Consider the following 23,175-nt stretch of genomic DNA (forward strand, 5'->3'; position numbering starts at 1 on the left):
ACCACCTCGGAGTCCGCGCCGACGCCGCCGGCGCGCCACGTGCCGACCGACCGCCGGCGCGCCACGTGCCGACCCCCCTCGGTGATGCCGTTTCGATCAGCCGCTGGTGACGACGTTCTCGGCCGGGATGCGGACGATCACGCGCGGTCCGGACTCCTCGCCGTGGTGCGGGTACTCGTCGACGCCCATGTACTGGCGTGCGAGTTCGTCGATGTGTTCGACCGCGCCCTCCTCGGTGAGTTCCGCCTCCCCGCGGACGGAGACGTAGCGGTACGGGTCGTCCGGGTCGTAGATCGACACGCCGACTTTCGGGTTCTCGCGGAGGTTCCGCTCCTTCTGTCGGCCGCGGGCGGTGTTGACGAGCACGTACTCGCGGTCCTCGTGGTCGACCCACACCGGCGTGACCTGCGGCGTGCCGTTCGGCATCACCGTGGCGATCTGTGCGTACGACTCCTTCTCGAGGATGTCGACGTGTGACTCGGGGATCACACTCCCCCGGTCGCCGCCGACGGACAAAACGGTTCGCGTCCCCGAACCGACAGTCGTTCCGGTCGAGGTCTCGACCCACTCCGGGGGCCCCGCCACCCGCTCCGAGGGACCTATGCCCACGGAGTCCCGACGGCGACCGTGGACGCCGACCAGCGCGACCTCGCGAACCCGTTCGGGATGGACACGGACTGTCGCAACTGCCCCGCTCTGGCGGAGTGTCGAGAGCGGGTGGTCCACGGCTACGGCGACGTGGGCGGGGAGTTCCTGGTACTCGGCGAGTCACCCTCGGCGGGGGCCGAGGCGACCGGGGTCCCGTTCACGGGTGACGCTGCCGGGCGACGACTCCAGTCGCTGTTGGGAGAGCTGGGACTGTCGCGGTCGCCGCCGGACGCGGACGAACCGGAGCTCCAGAACGTCTTCTGTACGTACCTGACGCGGTGCCGTCACCCGGAGCGGGCGGCGACGGACGAGGAGGTACGGGCGTGTGAGCCGTTCCTCAACGCGGAGGTGCGGATGATCAACCCCGAGATCATCCTCCCCGTCGGCCAGCGGGCGCTGGAGGCGTTGGCAGTCGCGTACACCACGCGCAGTCCGGAGAGCTTCGACGTAGCGACCGAACACGCGACGACGATCCGCGGCCGTGGGTTCGAACTCGTCCCGGCGAAGCCGTTCGCCGAGCAGACGGAGGCGGAGACGGACGCGCTCCGAGAGCACCTGCTGGAGAACGTCCTCGCCCGCGACTATCGACAGACGAAGGGACGCCGCGAGCGGTGACCACCGGGTCGGGGACGCGGTGAGACGGGTTCGACGACCAGGCGAACCCGATCGGATCACACCGACGTGGTGTCGACACTCTCCGTCACCAGTACCGACGCTCCGGCGAGGCGGTGCCACGGACGCCCCACGCGACGGCGGCGACGAGTGCGACGACGAGGAGCCCGGCGAGCGCGACGATCCCGGTCGCGGACGGCGGCTGGCCGACCCCGGCCGGCCACCCGAGCAGGCGGGCGAGGACCGCGCCGACGACGAGCGTCACGACACCACCGGTGGCGAACAACGCGAGCGGACGGTCGGCGTTCACGTGCGTGCCTCGGCGACGCGGGACGTAAGTCGTTCGCTCCGCAGTGGGGAGCGGACGGAACTGGAAGACTGAAACCGTCGCCGACACGAGTGCGTCGTATGAGCACCGTCGTCGTCTTGGCGTCGCCGCCGCGCGAGGGGTTCGTCTGTGACCGACTCGTCGACGCGACACCGCTGTCGGCCGCGCAGGCCGCGAAGCTGTACGCTGCGTCGCTGCGCGACACGCTGCGGACCGCCGAGCGAGCCGGTGGAGACCTCCTCGTCAACTACCTCCCGGAGGCGGAACTGCCCGAGCAGTACCACACGGACACCACGCCGGAGGCGGAGGTCCGGACGCTCGCGAGTGAGGCACTCTCGGACGTGACCGCCGCTCGCTTCGAGCGCCAGGTCGGGTCGACGACCGCGGCGCGCGTCGGGAACACCGTCACGCACCTGCTGCGCGAGGAGGCGGCGGACTCCGTCGCGATCCTCCGGCCGACTGCGCCGCTGGTCCAGCGCGCGGACGTGGACGGCGGGGCGATGAAGCTCCGGTCGAGTTCGGTCGTGCTCGGGCCGACGGCGACTGGCGACGTGTACCACGCCGGCTTCACCGAGCCCGTCGAGTTCGCGGACGCCCTCACCGACCCGGCGACGGAGACACTGACGGCGCGCGCCCGCGACGCGGACCTCGACGTGGACTTCCTGGACGTGCAGCCGACGGTCGACGACCCGGCGGGTCTCCGGGCCGTCGTCTCGCTCGTCCGGGCACGCGTCCGCGCCGAGCGGGTCGCCCCCGCCGACACCGCGCTGTTCGTCGACGACCACGGGCTCCGCGTCCGCGACGGCGAGTTGGTTCTCGACGAGTGACGAACGGGTCGGGGAGCGGGGGCTCCCGTCGGGACGGTGGACTCCCTCACTCGTCGACGGTCACACGCTCGACCGGCACTCCGAAGCCGTCCGCCCCGTCTCCGACACCCGTCTCGGTCCCGCCGACGACGTGGACCCGTTCGACACCCGCCAGGCCGGCTGCCGCGGCGACCGCGTCCGCGACGGACGGGGAGCCGTCGTCCGTGAGACTCCCCGTCGAGTCGTCGCCGTCCGCTGTGAGACTCCCTGCCGGGTCGTCGGTGTCTCCTGCAGAATCCCTCGTCGCGTCGTTCGTGTCTCTACCTCCGTCTTCCTCGCCATCACCGGCGGGTGTCACGACTGCGACACCACCCGCGGCGAGCGGTGCGATCACGCCGGCGCCGTACGTCGTCGCGTCCAGTCGACCCGTCGCGAGCACCACGGCCGTGTCCGGGTCCGGCGCCGGCTCGCCGGCCGTCGCCAGCAGCGTCCGGTGTGAGACCGTCTCGTCGGCGACGGCCACCGCCGGATCGTCGGTCCCCGTCGGCGCGGGTGGTGCCATCGGGTTCTCGCTCCACACCTCCGTCTCCCAGTGTGTGGCACCCTCGGTGGTCGGCTGGGCACCGAACACGACGAGACTCGTTCCCGGCGGAGCGGTCACGGCCTCCTCGCGGTCGGTGTGGACCACGAGTGCTCGTGCGTCGCCGTGCTCGCCGACTGCCGGGTCGAAGGTCACGGTCGCGCCGATCAGTCCGGCACCGAGTGCCGTCAACACGGACTCCGGGTGCGCCGTGGGGTCGACGGCGACGGTGTCGCCCGGCCGGACGCCGACGTGGCGGAGCACGTTGCCGGCCTTCGCCGCGGTGTTACACAGGTCGAAGTAGCTGTACGTCCGGTCGCGGGTCGTCGCGTGGAGTGCCGGGGCGGGTCGTCGCCGGTCCCGCGCGACGAGGTCGCCGACCGTCGTCGCCGTCGACGCGACCGACGGCGTCTCCGTCTCGTCGCCGGCCGACGGCGTCTCCGTCCCGTCACCGTCCGACATCGCCTCCGTCTCGTCGCCGGCCGCGGATCGATCCGTCTCGTCGCTCCGGTCAGTCACGGTCGTGTTCCGGCGGGCGGAGTCAAGAGTCGTTCGGGCTCTCTGGGCGTGTGACGCTCCCCGAACACTCTTGTCGTCGACCGTTCGAACTCACCGTGTGAGCTACGCAGAGTCACTCCTCTCGCCAGCGGCGGGGTCGTACCTCGCGACCGTCCTCGTCCCGGCGGCGGTGGTCGCGAGCGTCGCCAGTGGCGGCGCGGTGCCGAGCCTCGCCGTCCTCGCGACCGCCTGGGTCGCCGTCGCGCTCGTGGGTGGCCTCGCGGCGACCGGCGTCTCCGACCTGCACGAGGTCGTCGGGACGGCCGAGTGGGGTGGCCTACTCACGGTCGCGCCACTGGGGTACCTGGCGTACCTGCTGGCGGCGGACCCCGGTCCGCCGCTCGGTCTCCTCGGCGTGCTCGGGTTGGCCGGGTCCGGGCTCGGAGTCGTCGTCGCCACACTGGGTCTCGCGGTACGGAACCGACGGCGACGCGCGGACGCGACGGACCTCCTCTCGGTTACCGTGGGTGATGCCGAGGACGGCACGAGCCTGAGCGTCCCGTCGTGGGCACCGATCCTCGCCGGCGTCGCCATGTTCGCGACGGTGATCGTCGGTGTGTTCGCTCTCGAGGCGGTCGAGTTCGACTTCCCGACGGGTGTGTTCACCGCTATCGGTGGACTCGGGACGCTGGTGACCGCACTCGCCGACGACGAGACGGAGTTGACGGTCACCGACGAAGGGATCGTCACCGACGACTGGCTCCGCCCGGCGGAGACACTCGCCGACTACGAACTCACGGACGAGGAACTCCGGATCGAACGCGGCGGGATGCACCCGAACCTGTCGTTCGACTGTGCGGACCTCGACGACGACGAGCGCGACCGGCTCCGTGACGCGCTGGACCGCGTCGTCGGTGACGAGTCGACGACGACGGGTGCGGAACGGGTGGAGACGGACCACACGGCCTCCGACACCGGACGCGAGCGCGAGCGCGAACGAGCGTCGTAGTCGGCGACTGCGCGTGTTGCTCCGACACGAGACCACCGGTGACCGGACTACCGGACGTGAGACACCGACCGAGAGTCGCTGCGGCGCGACGCCCGTCCGACGGCGTCAGTCGGCCGTCGGCGCGGTGCGGTGGAACGGGCGCTCGGCGATCCGCTCGCGGAACTCGGGGAGCGACTCCCGCCCGTGTTCGGAGGTGGCGGCGACGACCGCGAACACCTCCTCGCGACTCACCTTCACACCGCGGCCGTCGACGGCGCGTTCCGGTGCCGCCGACAGTTCCCGGAGCGTCCCCACCGCCAGCAGGAAGGGGATCGCCCACGCCTCCAGCGTGTTCCCGTCCACCAACGGGACGTGTTCGAGGTACGTCTGCGCGTCGTCCAGGAACGTCCGCGCGAACGTCGCCGTCCGCCCGACGACCCGCCCGACGGCAGTCTGGTTCTCCGGTGCGGTGACCGCCTCCTGAGTGACCCCCTCCTCCGCGAGCCAACTCGCGGGGAGGTAGACGTTGTTCTCCTCCGTGAAGTCGTCGTGGACGTCTTTGGCGACGTTGACCAACTGCAAGAGGAGCCCGAACTCCTCGGCCGTGTCGTACAGCGTCTCGACGCGCTCCTCGGGGAGGTGGTCCCCACGCGTGACCAAGTTGGTGATGAGGTTGCCGACGGTGCCGGCGGCGTAGTAACAGTACTCCTCCAACTCCGCCTCGTCGTCGATCCGCAACCCGCCGTCGTCGGCGTACCGGCGGACGAACTCCGCCATCCCGCCGACCAACTCCCGTGCCGGTGGGGTGATCGCCTCGCGAACGTCCTCGGGCAGCGACTCGAAGGTCGCGATCACACGCTCGACCTCCGCGACGGTCTCCCAGTCGTCGGACCGCTCGGTCGCGGCGGGGACGTACTCGTCGACCGCGGCGCGGAACTCGTCGGCCGTCGTCTCGTCGGTCGGGTCCAAGACGGCGTCGTACGTCTCCAGCAACGCCGCCTGGTCGGCCGGCGGGAGGTGGTCCGCGTCCTCGACCGTGTCCGCGACACGACAGACGAGGTAGCCGAGACAGATGTACGACGACATCGGTTCGTCGAGTACGTCCACGGTCAACGCGAACGTCCGCGAGACCCCCTGGACCGCGTCGTGACACCAGTCCAGATCGGCGTCGGGATCGTCTGCGGCCGGCCGAGCAACATCCTCTGACATCGAACGGTGGGACGTAAGCCGGGGTGGGTCAAAAGTCGTGCGGGGCGCGACCGCACTCCGCGAGCGCGACCGACCGCAGTGACGCGTCGCTACCGCTGCTCGCCGACTCGTGTTCGACCGCAGCGGACACTCCACGACACCAGCGGACACGCCGACCCGTAGTGGAACACTCCCGGCTGCGGCGAACACGTCGAGTCGCCGCGGGACACGCCGACCTGCGGGACACGCCGATCTGCGGGACACGCCGACCCACGGTAGAACACACCGACCCACGCGGTGGAACACGCCGACTCGCAGCGATCACTCGGGCGACCGCGGTCCTACTCGTCGCGACAACAGCCGCCGGCTTCCCCACCGAAGTCCACGGCGAGCGGGTCGGATATCAGCCGGTTCAGCGTCTCCAGTCGCTCTTCGAGCTCTTCTTGGGCTTCCAGGTACCGTGCCATCGTCGGCATCGAGTGGAGTTCCTGCTGTGCCTCGCGGACACGCTCGACGGCGTCCTCGTCGGCGCGGCCGGACTGGCGCGCCAGCGCGAACTCCTGGCGGATGCGCTCGAACTCGTCGATCTTCGACTGCACCTCGTCGTCCGCCTCGACGGCTGCCTTCGCCTCCTCGAAGGCACGGTACTCCGGCAGGGCGGCGATCTCTTCGCCGAGTGCCGTCGCGAGTCCCTCCACGTCGTCCGCGTCTGCGGCGGCTCCGGCGGTCCCGTCTTCGCCCGCGTCCGCCACCGTCCTCTCGTCTGCGTCGGAGTCGACACTCATGTCACACACGCGGGCCGCGAGGGATTTAACGGACGCGTCTCGTCGGCGACTCGGTGTCGTGGCAGTCGAACCGGACGTGTCGCCCGTGACTCCGACGACGCCGCTGCAGTCGGACGCTGCTCAGAGCAGTCCGTACGCGACGATCGCGAGTCCGGACACGGCGGCGAGCACCGCCCACGTCCGGTGGGTGTCGATGGAGGCGTACGGGCCACCCTTCCGGGTGAACCGGTACAGGAAGTAGACGTACAACGGCACGGCTCGCAACAGGATACTCACACCCAGTCCGAGCACCACCTCCGTCACGACCGTCACGAGCACTGCCGTCGCGGCCGCGGCGGCGGCAACGACCAGGTCCCGTTTCGCCGACTCGATGTCCAAACTCATGTGTGTGACTCGTCGTCCGTGTCGTGGTGGTGCGTGTACGCCACTGGGTGGTGAGCGTACACCCCGGCGCGTCACTCACCGAGTGCGCGTCGCTCGGCCGCCCTACGCCCGACGCCTCGCGTGGCGTCGTCACTCCTCGTCGAGCTCTTCGACGAGTTCGTCGGCGTCCACGTCGATGTCCTCGTCCTCGGCGGCCTCCTCGACGGCCTCTTCGAGACCGGCACCGCCGCCGCCCATGCCGCCCATCATGCCGGGCATCCCGCCGGCACCGCCGTCGATGACCTCCTCGACGACGACGCGGTCGAGGTTCAGCTCGTCGATGAGCTGTTGAGCGATCTGCTGTTTCGAGAACATCCACTGCTGGTTCATCTGCATCATCGGCGTCGCCTCGATCACCAGCGAGCGGCGGTCGCGCTCGACCGTCTCCGTCTCCGGCTCCTCGTCGTCCTCCTCGCCGTCGACGGTGACCTCCTCCTCGACGACGTCCTCCTCGATGCGGACGTCCGGCTCCTCCTGGAGGTACATCCCGATCATCGCGGCGGCCTGCTCCTCCTCGTCGTCGACGCGCCCGACGATCTCGTAGTCGTACGTCAGGTCGTCGCCGGCCAGCGGGTGGTTGAAGTCGACACGTGCGCGTCCGCCGACGATCGTCTCCAGGTAGCCCTGGTCGCCGTCGACGGTGACCTGCGCGCCGGGGTAGCGGTCGTCCTCGGGGATCTTGTTCGCGGTGACCGTCTTCACCTGGTCCGGGTCGAACTCGCCGAACGCCTCGGCTGCCGGGACCGTCACCTCGTTGCCGTCGCCGACCTCGCGGCCGACCAGGTCGTCGTCGACGGACTCGAAGACGTGGCCCTCGCCGACGGTCACCGTCCGCGGGGAGAAGTCGTGCTCGTCGTCGTCGATGCCGGCCTCCTCGGCGACCTCCTGGCTCGTCGTGTCGACGACGCGTCCCTCCTCGTCGTCCTCGGTGATCGTCCGGACGGTGTACTCCAGTTCGACGAAGTCACCCTCGGCGATCCCGTCGCCGGCCGCCTCGGTGTCTGCGTCGGTGTCCTGCTCTGTCTCGTCGGATGCACCGGCGTCGGCGGCCTCCGCCGCGTCTGCCTGCTCTTCTTCGCTCATACGCCGAACGTCGCCCGTCCGCTTCTTAACAGTCACGTTTCCCCCGCAGCCAGCGAGTCGCAACGACGGGGTGCCGCGGCGACGCGGGATCTCGTCGGCCGGGTGTCGGGACGACGGGGGACCGCGACGACGGGCTGTCTAACGGACGCGAAGGCCCTACTTCTCGACCATCCGCACGTCACAGTCGAGACAGATCACCTCGCTGGCGACCCAGTGGGCCTCGGACTGCCCGCAGTCGGGGCACCGCCACTTGTCGTTGTTGTGCTCGGTCGTCGCCCGCGGCGGTGCGACGCGGCCCGCGCTCTCGACGTGTTCGAGTACTTTCGGGAGGCGTCGCCGCAGGAACCGCGGTCGCGCGGCGAGGTACGAGGCGTCGCTCGTGTCCCCGCCGTGCATGTCGTCCCACTCGAACTGCGCCGGGGTGTGACGACTCGTCTGGACCACGGCAGTCCGGAGGCCCTCGAAGAACGCGCCGGTCGCCACGGAGACGGGGTCGTCCGTCTCGACGCTCTCGTACCGTTCCTCGGCGCGGTCGAACCCGCCGGTGTCGATCCCGCCCGCGACGCCGAAGACGCCGCGGTACTCCTCGGCGCAGGCGCGTTCGGCGTCGGTCTGGAGCACGCTGTCGCGGTAGTCGGTGGCGATGGCGATCCCCTCCGTCGCGCGGGTGGTGGCGCGTGGTTTCCGCCCCGCGGCGCGGTAGCAGAACGTCGCGAGGATCACGTTCCCGAGTCCCCAGCCGGCGCGCGAGGCGTCCGCGCCGAGGGTGTCGTATCCACGTCCGCGGCCTTCGAGTCCCGCGAGGGTGCCGCGCGCGGCGAGGGTGTAGAGGTCGCCAGCGCGGTTGGGTTCGCGGTCGATCAGCGCGCGGATCGCCGCGTCGCGGCGTTCCTGCGGGTCGTCTTCGATCCGCGTCGGGTTCGGGGAGCGTTCCGGTGGTGTCTGGCTCACGAGTGGTGGAGGGGCCGGATCGGTGTGAAGGTGGCGTGTGTGGGTGTGGCGTGGGTGGGATGTTGGGTGTGTGGTTGTGGGGTGGATTTTTGTGGTGCGTTGGTAGTTAGTGAGTGTGGTTGAGTGTAAAGGCGTAGTTCAGGATCAGGATGCGGTTCCGGAGGAGCGGTGTGGGTTCGAGATGTTGGCTGCTGATGTTCGATTGGTGCCATCACCACCTGATACGCTATCAGAGGCAGTTGAGGCGTATCGTAATTCCGTTTGCTGGCGTCGTACTACCGACGGACGAGATCTGTGTGACTGGCACGCAGAAGGGGTTGCCGGAGACGACGAAACTCCGGGAAGCGGTTCTGGGATTGTCCTTGATGGTGCGAATGTAGACGAACCACGTCCAACATCGTCGCTAGAGGGAATTGTGTGTCGGTATGCTAACCTCTCGGGGGCGAACCTCTTCGACGCCGACCTCTCGGAGGCGAACCTCTTCTACGCCGACCTTTCAGAGGCGATCCTCGCAGATGCCGACCTCTCGGGGGCGAACCTCTTACACGCCGACCTCTCGGGGGCGAACTTCTTTTACACCGACCTCTCGGAGGCGAGCCTCGCAGATGCCGACCTCTCGAAGGGGGACCTCGGAGGTGCCGACCTCTCGAAGGCGAGCCTCAGAAACGCCGACGTCTCGGAGGCGGACCTCGCAGGTGCCGACCTCTCGGGGGCGGATCTCTTCGACGCCGACCTCTCGGAGGCGAATATTAAACATGCCAATCTCTCCGGATCCAATCTCTCAAGCACCACCGCGAAGAACACCAACTTCCGATACGCCCTCTTCGGCGACCCAGACACTGACCACTCACCGACGAATCTCGAAAACGCCGTCTTCAGAGACACCGACTTCCGCGGCGCGGACTTCACCGATGCCAGACTCGACCAGACCGATGTCACGGGCGCCCGCATCGACGCCGAGACCACGTTCGACGCCGAGACGATCTACGAACGCGACGACAGCGTGACGAGCGACCAGCGAGACGACGCAGACGACGCCGCGCCGCCGTCCGTCTGGGTCCACCGCCGGCTCGAACGCCTCCACGAGGAGAACGCCCTCAGTTCCGTCGCCCGGGAGTTCCACATCCGGAAGCAACGCGCCCGCAAGCGCCACTACGCCGCGGAAGCGAACGTCGGAAGCTGGCGCGAGCGAATTCCGGACCACAGTCTCGACAGCGACACACTCCAGACCCAGATCGGCACACTACGCGACAGGCTCACCCGAGACGCAATAACGAGCCACGCCGGTGACATCCGCGATACACTCACCAGAGAGAGAATCCGTGACCGACTCCAGAACACAGGTGGCCGACTCAAGCGTCTCGGAAGACACCTACGAGGGAACCCCGTCCGCGAGGTCGCACAGTGGGTTCGCGGACTCCGCGACTGGCAGGCGTACGTTCGTTGGCTCCAACTCCGGACGTTCGAGGTGACGATGGGCTACGGCGAACGGCCCTCACGAGTGATCGGGACATCTGCCGCGTGTGTCGTCGGCTGTGCGCTGCTCTACCCGTTGGGAGACTGGGTCGCACCGAATCCTGGCAGTGTCGAGGCGGCACAGCGCGGACTGGGGAGCAACGCCTCCGGCGACGTGGCTGTGGACGCCGCCGTCCGCTACCCTGCGCCCCCGACCGACATCGCCGCGGTGCCGTCGTACCTCGGAAGCCTCACGGGCACCCTCGCGGACAGCCTCTACTTCTCGACAGTGACGTTCACCACACTCGGCTTCGGCGACTTCAGCCCCGTCGGGTTCGGGCGCGTGCTCGCCACGGTGGAGTCGGCACTGGGCGTCACTCTGTTCGCCGTCCTGGTGTTCGTGCTCGGCCGTCGCGCGACGCGGTGAGCCGCACCCACGACTCCCACCACACACCAACGACCCCCAGAACCGCCGCCCACCTACCCTCGCGCCCAGGCGATCGCACCCTCCTCGTCGCCGAAGCGGCGCACGGCGACCGTCTCCGTCTCGACCGCGACGGGCTCCGTCGGGCCGCCGGGCACCGAGATTGCCAGCCGTCGCACGCTGTCGACACCCTCGGCGGCCACCAGCGCGTCGACCACCGCGCGCACCGTCGCCGCGTCCGTCCCCGCCCCCAGCAGGGTCGCGGCGCCCGTCACCGCCGCCTCGGACGCGTACGTGTTCCAGTCGGACACGACTGCCGCCGGCAACCCGTCGGCCCCGTTCCACCGCGTCAGATCCTGCACGACCACGCCGTCCTCCACGTGGTGTTCGAACTCGGACCCTGACTCGTCACTCATACGTCCGCCGTACAGTGGCTCTCGCTAAGAGTGTTTGCAAATCGAGCACATCCGAACACCCCCCTTCCAGCGGGTCGACTCCCGGCGGCTCGACAACTGGCGACTGCCGCAGTGCCACGTCCCGAACGAGGAGGGTCGCGCGTCGGAGCCACGGGAGTCGAGAGGAATTATACCCCCGCGCACCAACCCGTAGATATGGACACACGGGATCTCTCCGCCCACTCGCCGTACGTTCCCGGGCGGGGTGTCGAGGAAGTCGCCCGCGAGCTGGGTGTCGAGCCGGACGCGCTGGTGAAACTGTCGTCGAACGAGAACCCACACGGCCCCTCGCCGGCCGCGATGGAGGCCGCCCGCGAGGCCGTGGGCCACGCGCACGTGTACCCGAAGGCGGCCCACACGGACCTCACGGCCGCGCTGGCGGACCGCTGGGACGTGACCGACGAGCAGGTGTGGGTCTCGCCGGGTGCCGACGGCGCGCTCGACTACCTCTCGCGAGCGACGCTGGAGCCCGGCGACCGCGTGCTCGTGCCGGAGCCGGGGTTCGCCTACTACCCGATGAGCACGCGCTACCACCACGGGGAGACGACGACGTACCCGCTGTCGGCCGACGACGACTTCGCGCAGGACGCCGCGACGGTGTTGGACGCCTACGACGGGGAGCGGGTCGTCTACGTCACCTCGCCACACAACCCGACTGGGACGGAACTCCCACGCGAGGAGCTGGTCGAGATCGTCGAGGCGGTCGACGACCACACCCTGGTGGCGGTCGACGAGGCGTACGGGGAGTACACGGACCGCCCGTCCGCCATCGAGTTGCTCGACGAGTACGACAACGTCGCCGTGACGCGGACGTTCTCGAAGGCGTACGGACTCGCCGGACTCCGGATCGGCTACGCGGTCGTCCCGGAGTCGTGGGCCGACGCCTACGCACGGATCAACACCCCGTTCGCGGCCAACGCCGTCGCGCTCGCGGCGGCACGCGCGGCCCTGGACGACGACGAGCACGTCACCACGTCCGTCGAGTCGGCGACGTGGGCCCGCGAGTACATGCACGAGCGGCTGGGCGTCCCGACGGTCGACGGCGCCGGGAACTTCCTGTTGGCACACGTCGGTGACGTGGACCCGAGCGGCGTGGCCGGCGTGGAGGCCGACGCCGCACCCGGCGAGGCGGTCGCGGAGGCCGCCAAGCGCCGCGGCGTGATCGTCCGGGACACGGGGTCGTTCGGTCTCCCGGAGTACGTCCGGATCTCCTGTGGCACGCGTGCGGAGACGCGGACGGCGGTCGCCGTCCTCGACGAGGTGTTCGCCGCGCTGGACGCGACGGCCTACGATCCCGCCGCCGCGGGGCCGATCGACGAGGCGGCGCGTGCGGACGCACTCGACCCGGCGGAGACGGGGTCGGGAGCGTCCGCGGAGGAGTCCTCGACCGAACCGGAGGCGGAACTGTGAGAGTCGCCGTCACCGGGACGCCGGGCGTCGGGAAGACGACCGCGACCGAGCGACTCGACGTGCCGGTCGTCCACCTCAACGACGCCGTCCGCGAGCACGACCTGACGACGGGCCACGACGAGGAGCGGGACTCGCGCGTCGTCGACCTGGACGCCGCCGCCGAGTTCGTCGCGGACCGCGAGTGCGACCTGCTCGACGGGACGGACGGGGACACGCTCGTCGTCGAGTCGCACCTCGCACACAGACTCGCTGTCGACCGGGTGGTCGTACTCCGGTGTCGCCCGGATCTGCTGGAGGAGCGGCTCCAGGACCGCGGAGAGAGCGAGGCGAGCGCTCGCGAGAACCGCGAGAGCGAGGCGCTGGACGTGGTGCTCGGCGAGGCGGTCGAGCGGCACGGCGCCGACGCCGTCTACGAGGTGGACGCGACGGATCACGACCCGAGCGAGACGGCGGCGGTGATCCGAGCCGTGATCGACGGCGACCGCGAGCCGTCGGCGGGCACCGTCGACTTCGTCGAGTACGTATGACGCTGGATCGCCTCCGCCCCGTGGCAGAGCGCGGGCTCGACCCGTTCGTCGTCGCCGCCGACCGCCTCGGGCTGTCGCCGGACGGGATCAGCGTCGTCGCGTTCGGCTGTGCCGTGGCCGCGGGTGTCGTCTTCGCCGTCGCGACGCCACTCGCGTACGTCGCCGGCAGTCTCCTCGTGTTCCTCAACGGGTGGCTCGACCTGGTGGACGGCGCCCTCGCCCGCGAGCAGGACGTCGCCTCCGCCGGTGGGGACCTGCTCGACCACGTACTCGACCGCTACGCGGACATCGCCGTGCTCGTCGGGTTGACGGCCGGCGTCGGTCGCTTCGGCGTCGGTTTCGCCGCCGTCACGGGCGTGTTGATGACCTCCTACCTCGGCACGCAGATCCAGGCGGTCGGGATCGGCCGCGACTACGGCGGGCTGCTCGGGCGCGCGGACCGGCTCGCACTCGTCGGCCTCGTCGGCGTCGTCGCCGCAGTCGTGCCCGGCGTCGCCGTCGGCGTCCCGCTGCTCGGTGTCCTCGGGCCGGTGACGCTGCTGCTCGCCGTGTTCGCGGTCGTCGGCCACTTGACCGCACTCCAACGGTTCTGGGGCGCCCGGCGCGACCTGTCGTAGTCGGCGACAGTTCGTGCGATCTGGCGGAGTCGTTCGGGACCGGTCACGACCCTTCGGAGCCAGGCCACTCGCTCGGACGACACCGCACGGACCGCCTCACTTCCAGGTGACGTACGTCAACGCGGCGATACCGACCGTCTCCAACACCTGCAGGACCATCATCACGCGGACGGCGACGGTCGGGAGCGCGGGGGCGGTGAGGTAGAACCACAGCGCGACGAGGTTCTCCGCGAGGAGGAACGCCGCGAACACCATCGAGCCGAGCGTGAGCGGTGCGCGCACCTCGCGGTAGGTGCGCGCCCAGATGCCCAACAGGACGAGCAGGAGGGTGACGTTGACACCCGCCGCGACGCGGGCGGCGTCCAAGAGGAGACTCACGCGGTCTCCCCCCGTGGGCGTCGGTCGGCGGTCTTGGCGTGGTACTCCGTGGTGTAGCGTGTGGTCATGTCAGTCGTCCACCTGTGAGAGGATCTGCTCGACGGTGTCCCAGTTCGCCTCCGTCCGGTCGCTGGGGAGGTACACCGCGCCGTAGTCCGTGTCCCCGCTCGTGACGACGCCGTTGTCCTCCAACACGTCGAGGTGGTACCGGACCGTGTTGTACGCGAGATCCAACTCCTCGGCGAGTTGGTTCGCGTTGCGTGGGCGTTCGTCGAGCGCCGCCAGCAGCCGGGCGCGGTTCGGTCCTCCGCGCGTCCCCGCCAGCGTCTGCCAGAGGACCGTGTCCATTCGCCGCCTCGTTCCGCGCGACGAGACAAGAATCCACCGACACGCTGACATACGACCACCGCCGGGCGGGCGACCGAACCGCCACCGAACGTCTCCGTCCCCCGGCAGGACGCGCTCCGCGTCGCGGACGGGCGTCGCTCGCGGTGGCGCGTCCCGTCGTCGCGTGGGGACGCGTCTCGTCGTCGCGTGGGGACGCGTCTCGCCGTCGCTCGTGGTGGCGCGTCCCGTCGTCGCTCGTGGTGGCGTCTCCTCCCGCCGAGACCCCCCCAGAGCCGTCCGCTCTCACTGTACACGTCTCGCCGGACCGAGGGTAAAGCACTTTCGCCGAACGCCCGCAGACGGACGCGAGAGAGACTCACGACGGAATCGAGTCGAAATTGAGAGAGACTCTCGTCGGATCTCCGAAATGACCTATGAGCCGCCCGGGTGACGCCTCGAGCGCATGGCCCGAGACACGACGCGACGGCGACTGCTCGGCGGCATCGGCGCGAGTGTGACCGCCGGGCTCGCCGGCTGCGGGAGCAACGGCGGCGAGACGGCGACCGGAACCCCCACGGACGAGGCGACCCCGACGAGCGACTCGACCGCGACCGACGCGACGGCGGCGACGGAGACGAGTGGCCCGACCGGGTCGATCCGGGTAGCGCACCTCTCGCCGAACGCCCCGAACGTAGACGTGTTCGTCGACGGCTCGGCGGTCCTGGAGGACGTGCCGTACGGCACCGTCTCGGGGTACCTCGCGGTGCCGGCCGGCGACCGGGAGGTCGAGATCCGGCCGGTCGGGGGCGACGCGGCGGTGTTCTCCGGCTCCGTGAGCGTCGCGGCGGACTCGGCGTACACGGTGGCCGCGACCGGCGAGGTGGGCGAGGAGGCCGACGAGTCGTTCGCCCCGGTCGTGACGACCGACGACCTCGATGACCCCGGATCGGACACCGCGCGCGTCGGACTCCTCCACGCGTCACCGGACGCGCCGGCGGTTGACGTGACACTGGCGTCGTCCGGCGACGCCGTCTTCGACGGGGTGGCGTTCGGGGAGACGGCGACCGTCGAGGTGCCGGCCGGCGAGTACCGGCTAGAGGTCCGCGGCACCACCGAGTCGAACGACGGCGACGTGGTGGCGGCCTTCGACGTGGAACTGGCGGGTGGCCGGGTCTACTCGGCGTTCGCGACCGGCTACCTGACGGCCGACGACGAACCGGACGATCCGCCGTTCGACGTGGAACTGATCGACGACACGGGCGAGAGGGAGGTGACCGCGGCGCCCGCACCGGCGCGGGTGCGTGTCGCGCACTTCGCGCCGAACGCGCCGAGCGTGGACGTGCTCACCGACCAGATGCTCGCCGTGAACGACCTCGCGTACGGGCAAGTGACGGCGTACCGCGAACTCACGCCCGGCGGTCGGCCGATCCAGATCCGCCCCGCCGACGACCCGAGCACGGACCTGTTCGCCGACCGCGTCCCGCTGACGAGCGGCGTCGACTACACGCTGGTCGCGACCGGTGAGGTGGGCGAGGAGGCCGACGAGTCGTTCGCCCCGGTCGTGTTGCGCGACGACGACGGGGACCCCGGCGAGGAGACGGCGCGGATCAGACTCCTCCACGCGTCGCCGGACGCACCGGCGGTGGACGTGACACTCGCGTCGACCGGCGAGGCCGTCTTCGACGGGGTGGCGTTCGGGGAGACGGCGACGGTCGAGGTGCCGTCCGGCGGGGACACGCTACAGGTACGCGGCGCCACCGAGTCGAACGACGGGGACGTGGTGGCCACCTCCGAGGTGCAGTTGAGCGGCGGGCAGGTGTACACCGCCTTCGCGGGGGGCTACCTCACACCCGAGGACGAGCCCGGCGACACACCGTTCACGATCGCGCTGTCGAACGACAACGAGGGGACGGCGGGCGGTCTCGTCGACAAGCCGGCACGACTCAGGGTAGCGCACCTCTCGCCGGACGCGCCGACCGTCGACGTGGCCGTCGACGGGACACAGGTCCGCTCGGACGTGCCGTTCGGCGCCGTCTCGGCGTACCTCGACGTGCCTCCCGGCGAGCGGTCGGTGACGATCACGCCGGCCGGCGGCGACACCCCGGTGTACTCGGGGAGCGTGAGCGTCGAGTCGGACACCCCGTACACCCTCGCGGCGACCGGCGAGGTGAGCGAAGAGGGAGACGAGCCGTTCGGTCCGCTGGTGTTGGACGACGGCGGCGACTACGGCAGCGACGACACGATCTGGGTGCGGTTGGTCCACGCGTCGCCCGACGCGCCGGCCGTGAACGTGACCCTGTCCGGAGAGGACCCGGCGTTCGACCCCGTCTCGTTCGGTGAGTCGGACACCGTCGGCGCGATGGTCGTCGACGACGCCGTCGAGGTCGTCACCGCCGACGGGGGGGAACTGGTCGGCCAGTTCCGCGTCGACGCCGGTTACGACGACGGGCTGGTGACGCTGTTCGCCGCCGGCTACGCCAGTGTCGACGACGAACCCGTCGACACGTCGTTCGAACTGATCGCGGCGTGAGCCAGCGGGTAGTCGGGCAGTTCGAGTCGATCGCGGCGTGAGCCAGCGGGCCCGACGATCCCCCACTTCCCACTCCTCGTCGTCCGTCCAGATGACGCGCGATTCATGAGTGTCCCGTCCGAAGGGGGAGCGATGAGCGATCCCACGGCGCGGAACCGGCTCGGCGACGAGGCGAGTCCGTACCTCCGCGAACACGCAGACAACCCCGTGAACTGGCAGCCCTGGGACGAGACCGCACTCGCGGCCGCCCGCGAGCGAGACGTACCCATCTTCCTCTCGATCGGCTACAGCGCCTGTCACTGGTGTCACGTGATGGAGGAGGAGTCGTTCGAGGACGAGGCGGTCGCAGACCTGCTCAACGAGTCGTTCGTCCCGATCAAGGTGGACCGCGAGGAGCGCCCGGACCTCGACCGGATCTACCAGACCGTCTGTCACAAGGTGTCCGGCGGCGGCGGGTGGCCGCTGTCCGTGTGGCTCACCCCCGAGGGGAACCCGTTCTACGTCGGGACGTACTTCCCCAAGCGAGCACAGCGGAACCAGCCCGGCTTCCTCGATGTCTGCGAGAACGTCGCGAACTCCTGGGCCGACCCCGAACAGCGCGAGGAGATGCGCCAGCGCGGCGAGCAGTGGGCCGCGACCGCCCGCGACGAACTGGAGACGACGGGTGGTGCGGCGACCACCGGCAGTGACTCGGCGGCCGACGCGACCGCGGTCGGTGCAGACCCGTCGGACGGTGCGGGAGGCGGCGACGAGGAGGAGGACGACGCCATCTCGGGGACGCTCGACGACGCCGTGACGACGGCCATCAGGAGTGCGGACCGCGAGCACGGCGGGTTCGGACGCGGCGGGCCGAAGTTCCCACAGCCCGGCCGGATCGACCTGTTGTTGCGTGCCGCCGAGCGCAGCGACGACGAGACGCCGCTGCGGGTGGCGACGGAGACGCTGGACGCGATGGCGAACGGCGGGTTGTACGACCAGATCGGCGGCGGGTTCCACCGCTACTGTACCGACCGGGAGTGGGTCGTCCCGCACTTCGAGAAGATGCTGTACGACAACGGCTCGCTGGCGCGGGTGTACCTCGACGCCTACCGCCTCACCGGACGCCCACGGTACGCCGTCGTCGCGAGCGAGACGCTGGCGTTCCTCGACCGCGAGTTGGGACACCCCGAGGGCGGCTTCTACGCCACGCTGGACGCCGACTCCGGCGGCGAGGAGGGTGCCTTCTACGTCTGGGACGAGGCGAGTCTCCGGGCGGCACTGGACGCAGAGCTGGCCGAGGAGACGCTCGCGGAACTCGGCGTCGACCGGGAGACGGCCGGCGACGTGCTCCGGGACCGCTTCGGCGTCGACGAGCCGAACTTCGAGCGCGGGCAGACGGTGGCGACGGTCGCCGCGACCGCATCCGAGTTGGCAGAGTCCCACGACCTGGAGCGGGCGACGGTGCGGCAACTGCTCCGACACGGCCGGGCGGCACTGTACGACGCCCGCGAGGAGCGCGAGCGGCCGCCGCGCGACGACAAGGTGATCGGCGCCTGGAACGGGTTGGCGGTGTCGGCGTTCGCCGCCGGCGCGCGGACGCTGGACGCGGGATTGGCCGACCGCGGTGCCGCGGCGCTGTCGTTCGTCCGCGAGCACCTCTGGGACGGGGAGCGACTGGCACGTCGCTACGTCGACCCCGACGATCTGCCGGACGCGGCGGGTGGAGTGGAGAGCCACGGAGGAGACGGCGGCGACGAGGGCGACGGTGGTGACGGCGGCGACGACCCGTCGACGCCGGTCGGCGGCGCGTCGGGAGCGGTCGGCGGTGCGAAGGGGACGGGCTACCTCGACGACTACGCGTTCCTCGCGCGGGGGGCGTTGGAGTTGTACGGCGTGACCGGCGAGGTGGAGCACCTCTCGTTCGCGCTGGAGTTGGCGGACGTGATCCACGAGGCGTTCTACGACGCCGAGGCGGGGACGATCTACGCGACGCCGGCGGACGGGGAGTCGTTGATCGCGCGGCCACAGGAGCCGACGGACCGGTCGACGCCCTCGAGTCTCGGCGTCGCCGTCTCGACGCTGCTCGCACTCGACGGGTTCCGGCCGGACGCGGGGTACGCCGAGGCGGCGCGTGCCGCACTCGCGACCCACCGCGATCGGATCGCCGGCCGGCCGCTGGAGCACGTCACCCTCGCGTTGGGGGCGGCCGCCGACGCTCGCGGCTCGCTGGAGGTGACGCTGGCCGCCGACGAGTGGCCCGCCGAGTGGCGCGAGACGCTCGCGAATCAGTACCTCGCGGACGCCGTGCTCGCCCCGCGGCCCGCGACGGAGAGCGGTCTCTCCGCGTGGCTCGACACGCTCGGACTGTCGGAGGCGCCGCCGGTGTGGGCGAACCGCGAGGCGCGCGACGGGGCGCCGACCGCCTACGTCTGTCGGGGGCGGGCCTGTTCGCCGCCACGGACGGAGCTGTTCGACGCCTTGACGTGGACGCCGGGGGAGTGAGACGAGACCGGACGGCCACGCCGACTCGCGACCCCGACCACCGTGGTCGTGTACGAACCGTGGAGGGCTATCGTGTCTGATAACTACCCCGGCGGGTTTTTCCGTCGGCTTCCGATACCTCCGTTCACCCGAGAGCCGGGAACTACGACAATGTTCGATGATACAGAGACCGAGCGGGGTCAGGTAGGCATCGGGACGCTCATCGTGTTCATCGCGATGGTGCTGGTGGCGGCGATCGCTGCCGGCGTCCTGATCAACACCGCTGGCTTCCTCCAGTCGCAGGCACAGACGACGGGTGAACAGTCGTCGAAACAAGTCTCGGATCGTCTCCAAGAGGTCGTCACCACCGGTCACGTCACCTCGGGTGAGACGGACGTCGTCAACGGTGTGAACGTGACCGTCACGCAGGCACCGGGCGCCGGCGAGGTCGACCTCGAGAACGTCACGGTGACGTGGGTGACCGAGGAAGACTCGTACACTCTCGTCGAAGACGACGTCAAGTCCGGGTTGGGAGAGTTCAACGTCCAGACCGTCCGGAACGAGGGCGACACGAGTACCGGTGCGACGGTACTCAACGACCCGGACGACCGGTTCAACCTCGTCTTCTACCTGGACACGCCCGGTAAGAACGACCCGAAGCTGACGGGTGACGACAACACCGCGGAGGGTGGATCCGACACGTCCCCGTCTCAGCCGAACGACCTCAAGGGCGGCGACACGGTGACGCTCAAGCTGAACACGCAGGCTGGTGCGACGACGACGATCCGGTTCTCCGTCCCCGAGTCGCTCGAAGGCAAGAACTCCGTCCTGCTGTAACTCGCGGGACTCGAGAGCGACTCTCTCTTCCTCCCGGAACCGTCGTCTCGACGACACCTCACTCGACTCGCCGCCGCACGGCGTCGTCCCTCCGGCGCCGGCGTGTGCTCGCTCTTCGCTCGACTCGGAGGCGTCCACAGGCGGTCGTCGTCGAACCCGACGCGCCCGATGCGGTCCGGTGCGTTCTCGGAGGCGACGGGGACGCCCTCCACGTCGCTGCCGACGACGTCGACTCCTGGCTCCCAGTCGACTCGTACCCACCGACGCGACGGCAGCGTCTGTGCCGGGTAGCGTCGTCGGAACGGATCCGAGGTTTCCACCGCCGGTCTTTTGACCCGTCCGTCGGTAGCGGGTGTCGTCTCGGCGGGTTCGGAGGTCGAACGTGTCTCGGAATACGAGAGTGGAGTCCGGACCGATCGGACCGTGGACGCTCGCGGCGGTCGTAGTGCTGACCGTGGCGGCGTCGGTCGCCGTCGGTGCGCTGGTGAACGTGAGCGGCGTCCTCCAGCCGGAGCCGACGCCAGACGGCGAACTGGCACAGGTCGACGCGCCGCCGGACCAGATCCCCGACCGCCCCCGGGAGGTCGCCACGACCGGGCACGTCACCGCGAACGGCACCGTCGACGTCGTGAACGTGACCGTCACCCAGTCGGCCCCGGGCGACGGCTACATCTCGCTCGCGAACACGAGCGTGACGTGGGTCACCGGGAACGACTCCTACACGCTGGTCACAGACGACACGGACGGCGAGTTCGGCAGGTTCGAGATTCGCCCGATCCGAGACGCGGACGGCTCCGTCCCGACCACGACTCGCCTCGACGACCCCGGCGACCGGTTCGCGTTCGTCTTCGCTCTCGACACGCTCGGCGAGGGTGACGCTCGCTCGACCGGGGGCGACGACGCGGCGGGCGCGGGTGGCTCCGGCGACGCGCCCGCACAGCCGAACGCTCTCGAACCGGGCGACGAGGTGACGATCGAACTGACCACGGAGGCCGGGACGACGACGGTTATCCGGTTCGTGGTGCCCGAGTCACTCGACGGCGAGGAGTCGGTCCCACTGTGAGTCGGGGTCAGTTCGGTCGTGACGGTCGGTGTCGGATTCGGTGACCCCGAGTTCGGTGGTGGCGCTCGCGACGGCGAGCGGTCGCGTCACTCCCCGTCTGGGTCGTAGCGCGTACACGAGCCGTAGTTGTCGAATCCGACGCGCTCGATCCGGTCCAGTGCGTCTTCGGAGACGACGAGCACGCCGTCCGCGTCTGTGCCGACGTCGTCGCGGCCCGGCTCCCCGTCGACTCGTAGCCACCGACACGACGGCGGCGTCTGGTCCGGGTAGAGTCGCCGGAACGTCTCCGAGGCTTCCGTCGTCGCCGGGCCGAACTCGTAGCCGTCGAGTCGGGCGCGGTCCAGTTCCGTCGCCAACTGCTCGGTGACGACGAAGTGCGGGTACGACTCTAGCAGCGCGTCGCCGCGCCACCCGTCGAAGACGTACGTCAGCGTCGGGCGGGACCCGGCGCGCCGCTCGACGGTCGCTCGTCCCGCGACTTCGGGTTCGACGCTGTAGTACTCGGTCATCGGTTGTCACTCCTCACGGGAGGTAAAAAGTAGTGCCCGTACTTGTCGTCGATTTCTGTAGCTTTCTCCAACAGCTTGTCCCGTAACTCCGCGGAAGGAGTTCCGTCTCCTTGATCGTGCTTCCGGTAGAATTGGTTCCACTTCATCCGAATCTTACTGAGATGTAGATCGGCGTTCACCTTCGATGGTATACCGCGTAGGTTCTCAACAGAATGAATCTCACTCTCTGAGACGACCCCTGGATACCGGTCTAGTACTTGCTGTTCCACAGCGTGGTGGACTACGAAGTTCTCCCTGTCCCGAAGTTGGGGAAACTCTCGAAAGAAGTTCCGTCGATAATCAGACGAGTCTGACTCACCGAAACACGCGGGTTCACCTGCAATAGGGTGGTTACCGAGGCTATCAGGGGAGTCGTACAGTTCGTCTGGTGGCTGTCCGAGCTCCCAGTCTGGAAGTCGCTGGATGTGTAAATCCAGGGGACTACGATCGTCGGGTCTGCTCCACCGCGAGAGGGTCGTTATCTGACGAGTGTCGTCAACGGCTCCCCCGGTCGCCGAAGTCACGACACTGTTCGGACCGAGAAACGGTAGAACAGAAGCGTCGTAATTTGTGTCCGTCTGCTGGCGAACATGAGCTAGTTCGTGGACGAGGATGTGTTGACCGTGTAACGAATCTGGGTCGTACGCGCCACGACCGAACACGATGTGATTTCCGATGGTGAATGCTCTGGCATCTAGTTCTGCAGCCGCCGCTGTTGCACGGTGTCCAGTGTGAATACGTACCTCGGGCACCTTTTCACCGAGTCGATCTTCCACCACTTGTCGAATCTCACCGTCCAACGCCTCTCCCGGTGAGGAGAGAACTCGCCTGACACACTCTGGGAGAGCCGTTGTTCCTGCGGGTTCCATCTCACTCGTGGCGGCCACACTCCGCCGTTTCGACCGACGATTACGCCGTTCGACATCCCACGGAATTGGTGTGTCCTCTCTAGCACGCCAGCGTCGTCGTTTCTTGAAATCGTTCGCGACGGCTAGTGGCATTCCCTCTTTGATCCTGTCGTGTACCGCATCTGGGGCGTTCGCCTCCATCCGTAACAGGCGAACGACATCTAGATCGTCCAGTTCACCGTACATCTCCTCTGCTAGCCGACGTGTTTTCTTCGAGAGTTGTTCGGGTTCTATGTCGTTGCGTGACGAATACGCCACTCTGCGTCGTTCCGTATCATCTCGTGTCTCTGCGTCCGACTTCGACTGCTCTCCGTCGGATGCGTCGCGTCGCCGTCCACTTCGTCCG

24 protein-coding genes are annotated in these 23,175 nt (G+C 69.4%); 11 read left to right on the forward strand and 13 right to left on the reverse strand.

The window, feature by feature from the left end; translation table 11 throughout:
* Positions 1-96 precede the first annotated feature (96 nt).
* On the reverse strand, positions 97-489 hold the full coding sequence (locus RYH80_RS00195) for a PPOX class F420-dependent oxidoreductase (RefSeq protein WP_370901842.1): 393 nt from the start codon (positions 487-489) through the stop codon (positions 97-99).
* Positions 490-627: 138 nt separating this feature from the next.
* Here RYH80_RS00195 and RYH80_RS00200 point away from each other — a divergent pair, with 138 nt between their 5' ends.
* The gene (locus RYH80_RS00200; protein ID WP_370901843.1) at positions 628-1,263 is read left to right on the forward strand and encodes a uracil-DNA glycosylase; all 636 of its coding nucleotides are present in this window, start codon (positions 628-630) and stop codon (positions 1,261-1,263) included.
* Positions 1,264-1,348: 85 nt separating this feature from the next.
* On the opposite strand, the gene RYH80_RS00205 is transcribed toward RYH80_RS00200, so the two are convergent.
* A complete protein-coding gene (locus tag RYH80_RS00205) occupies positions 1,349-1,570 on the reverse strand; it encodes a hypothetical protein (protein WP_370901844.1) in 222 nt (73 codons plus the stop codon).
* Between the two features lie 98 nt (positions 1,571-1,668).
* Here RYH80_RS00205 and RYH80_RS00210 point away from each other — a divergent pair, with 98 nt between their 5' ends.
* Complete coding sequence (locus tag RYH80_RS00210; protein WP_370901845.1) at positions 1,669-2,415, forward strand: hypothetical protein; 747 nt, start codon at positions 1,669-1,671, stop codon at positions 2,413-2,415.
* A gap of 46 nt (positions 2,416-2,461) precedes the next feature.
* Here the strand turns inward: RYH80_RS00210 and RYH80_RS00215 are convergent, their stop codons facing one another.
* Positions 2,462-3,493, reverse strand: coding sequence for an AMP-binding protein (locus RYH80_RS00215; RefSeq protein WP_370901846.1), 1,032 nt, complete (start codon positions 3,491-3,493; stop codon positions 2,462-2,464).
* A 97-nt stretch (positions 3,494-3,590) separates the two neighbouring features.
* Here RYH80_RS00215 and RYH80_RS00220 point away from each other — a divergent pair, with 97 nt between their 5' ends.
* The gene (locus tag RYH80_RS00220) at positions 3,591-4,481 is read left to right on the forward strand and encodes a hypothetical protein (protein ID WP_370901847.1); all 891 of its coding nucleotides are present in this window, start codon (positions 3,591-3,593) and stop codon (positions 4,479-4,481) included.
* Positions 4,482-4,586: 105 nt separating this feature from the next.
* Here the strand turns inward: RYH80_RS00220 and RYH80_RS00225 are convergent, their stop codons facing one another.
* From RYH80_RS00225 to RYH80_RS00245, 5 genes are all read right to left on the reverse strand, one after another.
* A complete protein-coding gene (locus RYH80_RS00225) occupies positions 4,587-5,669 on the reverse strand; it encodes a phytoene/squalene synthase family protein (RefSeq protein WP_370901848.1) in 1,083 nt (360 codons plus the stop codon).
* A 320-nt stretch (positions 5,670-5,989) separates the two neighbouring features.
* Complete coding sequence (locus RYH80_RS00230) at positions 5,990-6,433, reverse strand: YlbF/YmcA family competence regulator (RefSeq protein ID WP_370901849.1); 444 nt, start codon at positions 6,431-6,433, stop codon at positions 5,990-5,992.
* A 120-nt stretch (positions 6,434-6,553) separates the two neighbouring features.
* On the reverse strand, positions 6,554-6,817 hold the full coding sequence (locus RYH80_RS00235; RefSeq protein ID WP_370901850.1) for a DUF8049 family protein: 264 nt from the start codon (positions 6,815-6,817) through the stop codon (positions 6,554-6,556).
* Between the two features lie 129 nt (positions 6,818-6,946).
* Complete coding sequence (locus RYH80_RS00240; protein ID WP_370901851.1) at positions 6,947-7,939, reverse strand: FKBP-type peptidyl-prolyl cis-trans isomerase; 993 nt, start codon at positions 7,937-7,939, stop codon at positions 6,947-6,949.
* Between the two features lie 156 nt (positions 7,940-8,095).
* On the reverse strand, positions 8,096-8,890 hold the full coding sequence (locus RYH80_RS00245) for a hypothetical protein (protein WP_370901852.1): 795 nt from the start codon (positions 8,888-8,890) through the stop codon (positions 8,096-8,098).
* Between the two features lie 415 nt (positions 8,891-9,305).
* Between RYH80_RS00245 and RYH80_RS00250 the strand changes: the two genes are divergently transcribed.
* On the forward strand, positions 9,306-10,772 hold the full coding sequence (locus tag RYH80_RS00250) for a pentapeptide repeat-containing protein (protein ID WP_370901853.1): 1,467 nt from the start codon (positions 9,306-9,308) through the stop codon (positions 10,770-10,772).
* 53 nt (positions 10,773-10,825) lie between these two features.
* Here the strand turns inward: RYH80_RS00250 and RYH80_RS00255 are convergent, their stop codons facing one another.
* On the reverse strand, positions 10,826-11,185 hold the full coding sequence (locus tag RYH80_RS00255; RefSeq protein ID WP_370901854.1) for a hypothetical protein: 360 nt from the start codon (positions 11,183-11,185) through the stop codon (positions 10,826-10,828).
* Positions 11,186-11,380: 195 nt separating this feature from the next.
* Here RYH80_RS00255 and hisC point away from each other — a divergent pair, with 195 nt between their 5' ends.
* Genes hisC through RYH80_RS00270 form a run of 3 tightly spaced genes read left to right on the forward strand, consistent with a single transcriptional unit; the run spans position 11,381 to position 13,778 of the window.
* Complete coding sequence (hisC, locus tag RYH80_RS00260; protein WP_370901855.1) at positions 11,381-12,634, forward strand: histidinol-phosphate transaminase; 1,254 nt, start codon at positions 11,381-11,383, stop codon at positions 12,632-12,634.
* Positions 12,631-13,161, forward strand: a complete 531-nt coding sequence (locus RYH80_RS00265; RefSeq protein WP_370901856.1) for an adenylate kinase family protein — start codon at positions 12,631-12,633, stop codon at positions 13,159-13,161. Before hisC ends, RYH80_RS00265 begins: the two co-directional genes overlap by 4 nt.
* A complete protein-coding gene (locus tag RYH80_RS00270; RefSeq protein WP_370901857.1) occupies positions 13,158-13,778 on the forward strand; it encodes a CDP-alcohol phosphatidyltransferase family protein in 621 nt (206 codons plus the stop codon). The genes RYH80_RS00265 and RYH80_RS00270 overlap by 4 nt, the downstream gene beginning before the upstream one ends.
* Positions 13,779-13,874: 96 nt before the next feature.
* Here RYH80_RS00270 and RYH80_RS00275 read toward each other — a convergent pair whose 3' ends face one another.
* Both RYH80_RS00275 and RYH80_RS00280 read right to left on the reverse strand, forming a co-directional pair.
* On the reverse strand, positions 13,875-14,156 hold the full coding sequence (locus RYH80_RS00275) for a DUF8036 family membrane protein (RefSeq protein ID WP_370901858.1): 282 nt from the start codon (positions 14,154-14,156) through the stop codon (positions 13,875-13,877).
* 69 nt (positions 14,157-14,225) lie between these two features.
* Positions 14,226-14,504 (reverse strand): ArsR/SmtB family transcription factor, encoded by a 279-nt coding sequence (locus RYH80_RS00280; protein ID WP_370901859.1) that lies wholly within the window; start codon positions 14,502-14,504, stop codon positions 14,226-14,228.
* Positions 14,505-14,946: 442 nt separating this feature from the next.
* On the opposite strand from RYH80_RS00280, the gene RYH80_RS00285 reads away from it, so the two are divergent.
* From RYH80_RS00285 to RYH80_RS00300, 4 genes are all read left to right on the forward strand, one after another.
* Positions 14,947-17,013: a DUF4397 domain-containing protein gene (locus tag RYH80_RS00285; protein ID WP_370901860.1), complete on the forward strand. Its 2,067-nt coding sequence runs from the start codon at positions 14,947-14,949 to the stop codon at positions 17,011-17,013.
* Between the two features lie 132 nt (positions 17,014-17,145).
* Positions 17,146-19,494, forward strand: coding sequence for a thioredoxin domain-containing protein (locus RYH80_RS00290; protein WP_370901861.1), 2,349 nt, complete (start codon positions 17,146-17,148; stop codon positions 19,492-19,494).
* Positions 19,495-19,644: 150 nt separating this feature from the next.
* The gene (locus tag RYH80_RS00295; protein ID WP_370901862.1) at positions 19,645-20,310 is read left to right on the forward strand and encodes a flagellin; all 666 of its coding nucleotides are present in this window, start codon (positions 19,645-19,647) and stop codon (positions 20,308-20,310) included.
* A 382-nt stretch (positions 20,311-20,692) separates the two neighbouring features.
* Complete coding sequence (locus tag RYH80_RS00300) at positions 20,693-21,373, forward strand: hypothetical protein (RefSeq protein ID WP_370901863.1); 681 nt, start codon at positions 20,693-20,695, stop codon at positions 21,371-21,373.
* Positions 21,374-21,459: 86 nt separating this feature from the next.
* On the opposite strand, the gene RYH80_RS00305 is transcribed toward RYH80_RS00300, so the two are convergent.
* Together RYH80_RS00305 and RYH80_RS00310 are read right to left on the reverse strand one after the other, a co-directional pair.
* Positions 21,460-21,882, reverse strand: coding sequence for a hypothetical protein (locus RYH80_RS00305; protein WP_370901864.1), 423 nt, complete (start codon positions 21,880-21,882; stop codon positions 21,460-21,462).
* A complete protein-coding gene (locus RYH80_RS00310) occupies positions 21,879-23,015 on the reverse strand; it encodes an eCIS core domain-containing protein (RefSeq protein ID WP_370901865.1) in 1,137 nt (378 codons plus the stop codon). The genes RYH80_RS00305 and RYH80_RS00310 overlap by 4 nt, the downstream gene beginning before the upstream one ends.
* Positions 23,016-23,175 lie beyond the last annotated feature (160 nt).

Origin of the sequence: Halobaculum sp. MBLA0147 (assembly GCF_041361345.1) — an archaeon.
Lineage (GTDB): Archaea > Halobacteriota > Halobacteria > Halobacteriales > Haloferacaceae > JAHENP01.

Bases quoted from the DNA above. Each gene is read 5' to 3' on its own strand.
- RYH80_RS00295 (WP_370901862.1), top strand. From the start codon at position 19,645: ATGTTCGATGATACAGAGACCGAGCGGGGTCAGGTAGGCATCGGGACG.
- RYH80_RS00230 (WP_370901849.1), bottom strand. From the start codon at position 6,433: ATGAGTGTCGACTCCGACGCAGACGAGAGGACGGTGGCGGACGCGGGC.
- RYH80_RS00210 (WP_370901845.1), top strand. From the start codon at position 1,669: ATGAGCACCGTCGTCGTCTTGGCGTCGCCGCCGCGCGAGGGGTTCGTC.
- RYH80_RS00285 (WP_370901860.1), top strand. From the start codon at position 14,947: ATGGCCCGAGACACGACGCGACGGCGACTGCTCGGCGGCATCGGCGCG.
- RYH80_RS00270 (WP_370901857.1), top strand. From the start codon at position 13,158: ATGACGCTGGATCGCCTCCGCCCCGTGGCAGAGCGCGGGCTCGACCCG.
- hisC (WP_370901855.1), top strand. From the start codon at position 11,381: ATGGACACACGGGATCTCTCCGCCCACTCGCCGTACGTTCCCGGGCGG.
- RYH80_RS00225 (WP_370901848.1), bottom strand. From the start codon at position 5,669: ATGTCAGAGGATGTTGCTCGGCCGGCCGCAGACGATCCCGACGCCGAT.
- RYH80_RS00240 (WP_370901851.1), bottom strand. From the start codon at position 7,939: ATGAGCGAAGAAGAGCAGGCAGACGCGGCGGAGGCCGCCGACGCCGGT.
- RYH80_RS00235 (WP_370901850.1), bottom strand. From the start codon at position 6,817: ATGAGTTTGGACATCGAGTCGGCGAAACGGGACCTGGTCGTTGCCGCC.
- RYH80_RS00280 (WP_370901859.1), bottom strand. From the start codon at position 14,504: ATGGACACGGTCCTCTGGCAGACGCTGGCGGGGACGCGCGGAGGACCG.
- RYH80_RS00255 (WP_370901854.1), bottom strand. From the start codon at position 11,185: ATGAGTGACGAGTCAGGGTCCGAGTTCGAACACCACGTGGAGGACGGC.
- RYH80_RS00305 (WP_370901864.1), bottom strand. From the start codon at position 21,882: ATGACCGAGTACTACAGCGTCGAACCCGAAGTCGCGGGACGAGCGACC.
- RYH80_RS00290 (WP_370901861.1), top strand. From the start codon at position 17,146: ATGAGCGATCCCACGGCGCGGAACCGGCTCGGCGACGAGGCGAGTCCG.
- RYH80_RS00310 (WP_370901865.1), bottom strand. From the start codon at position 23,015: ATGTACGGTGAACTGGACGATCTAGATGTCGTTCGCCTGTTACGGATG.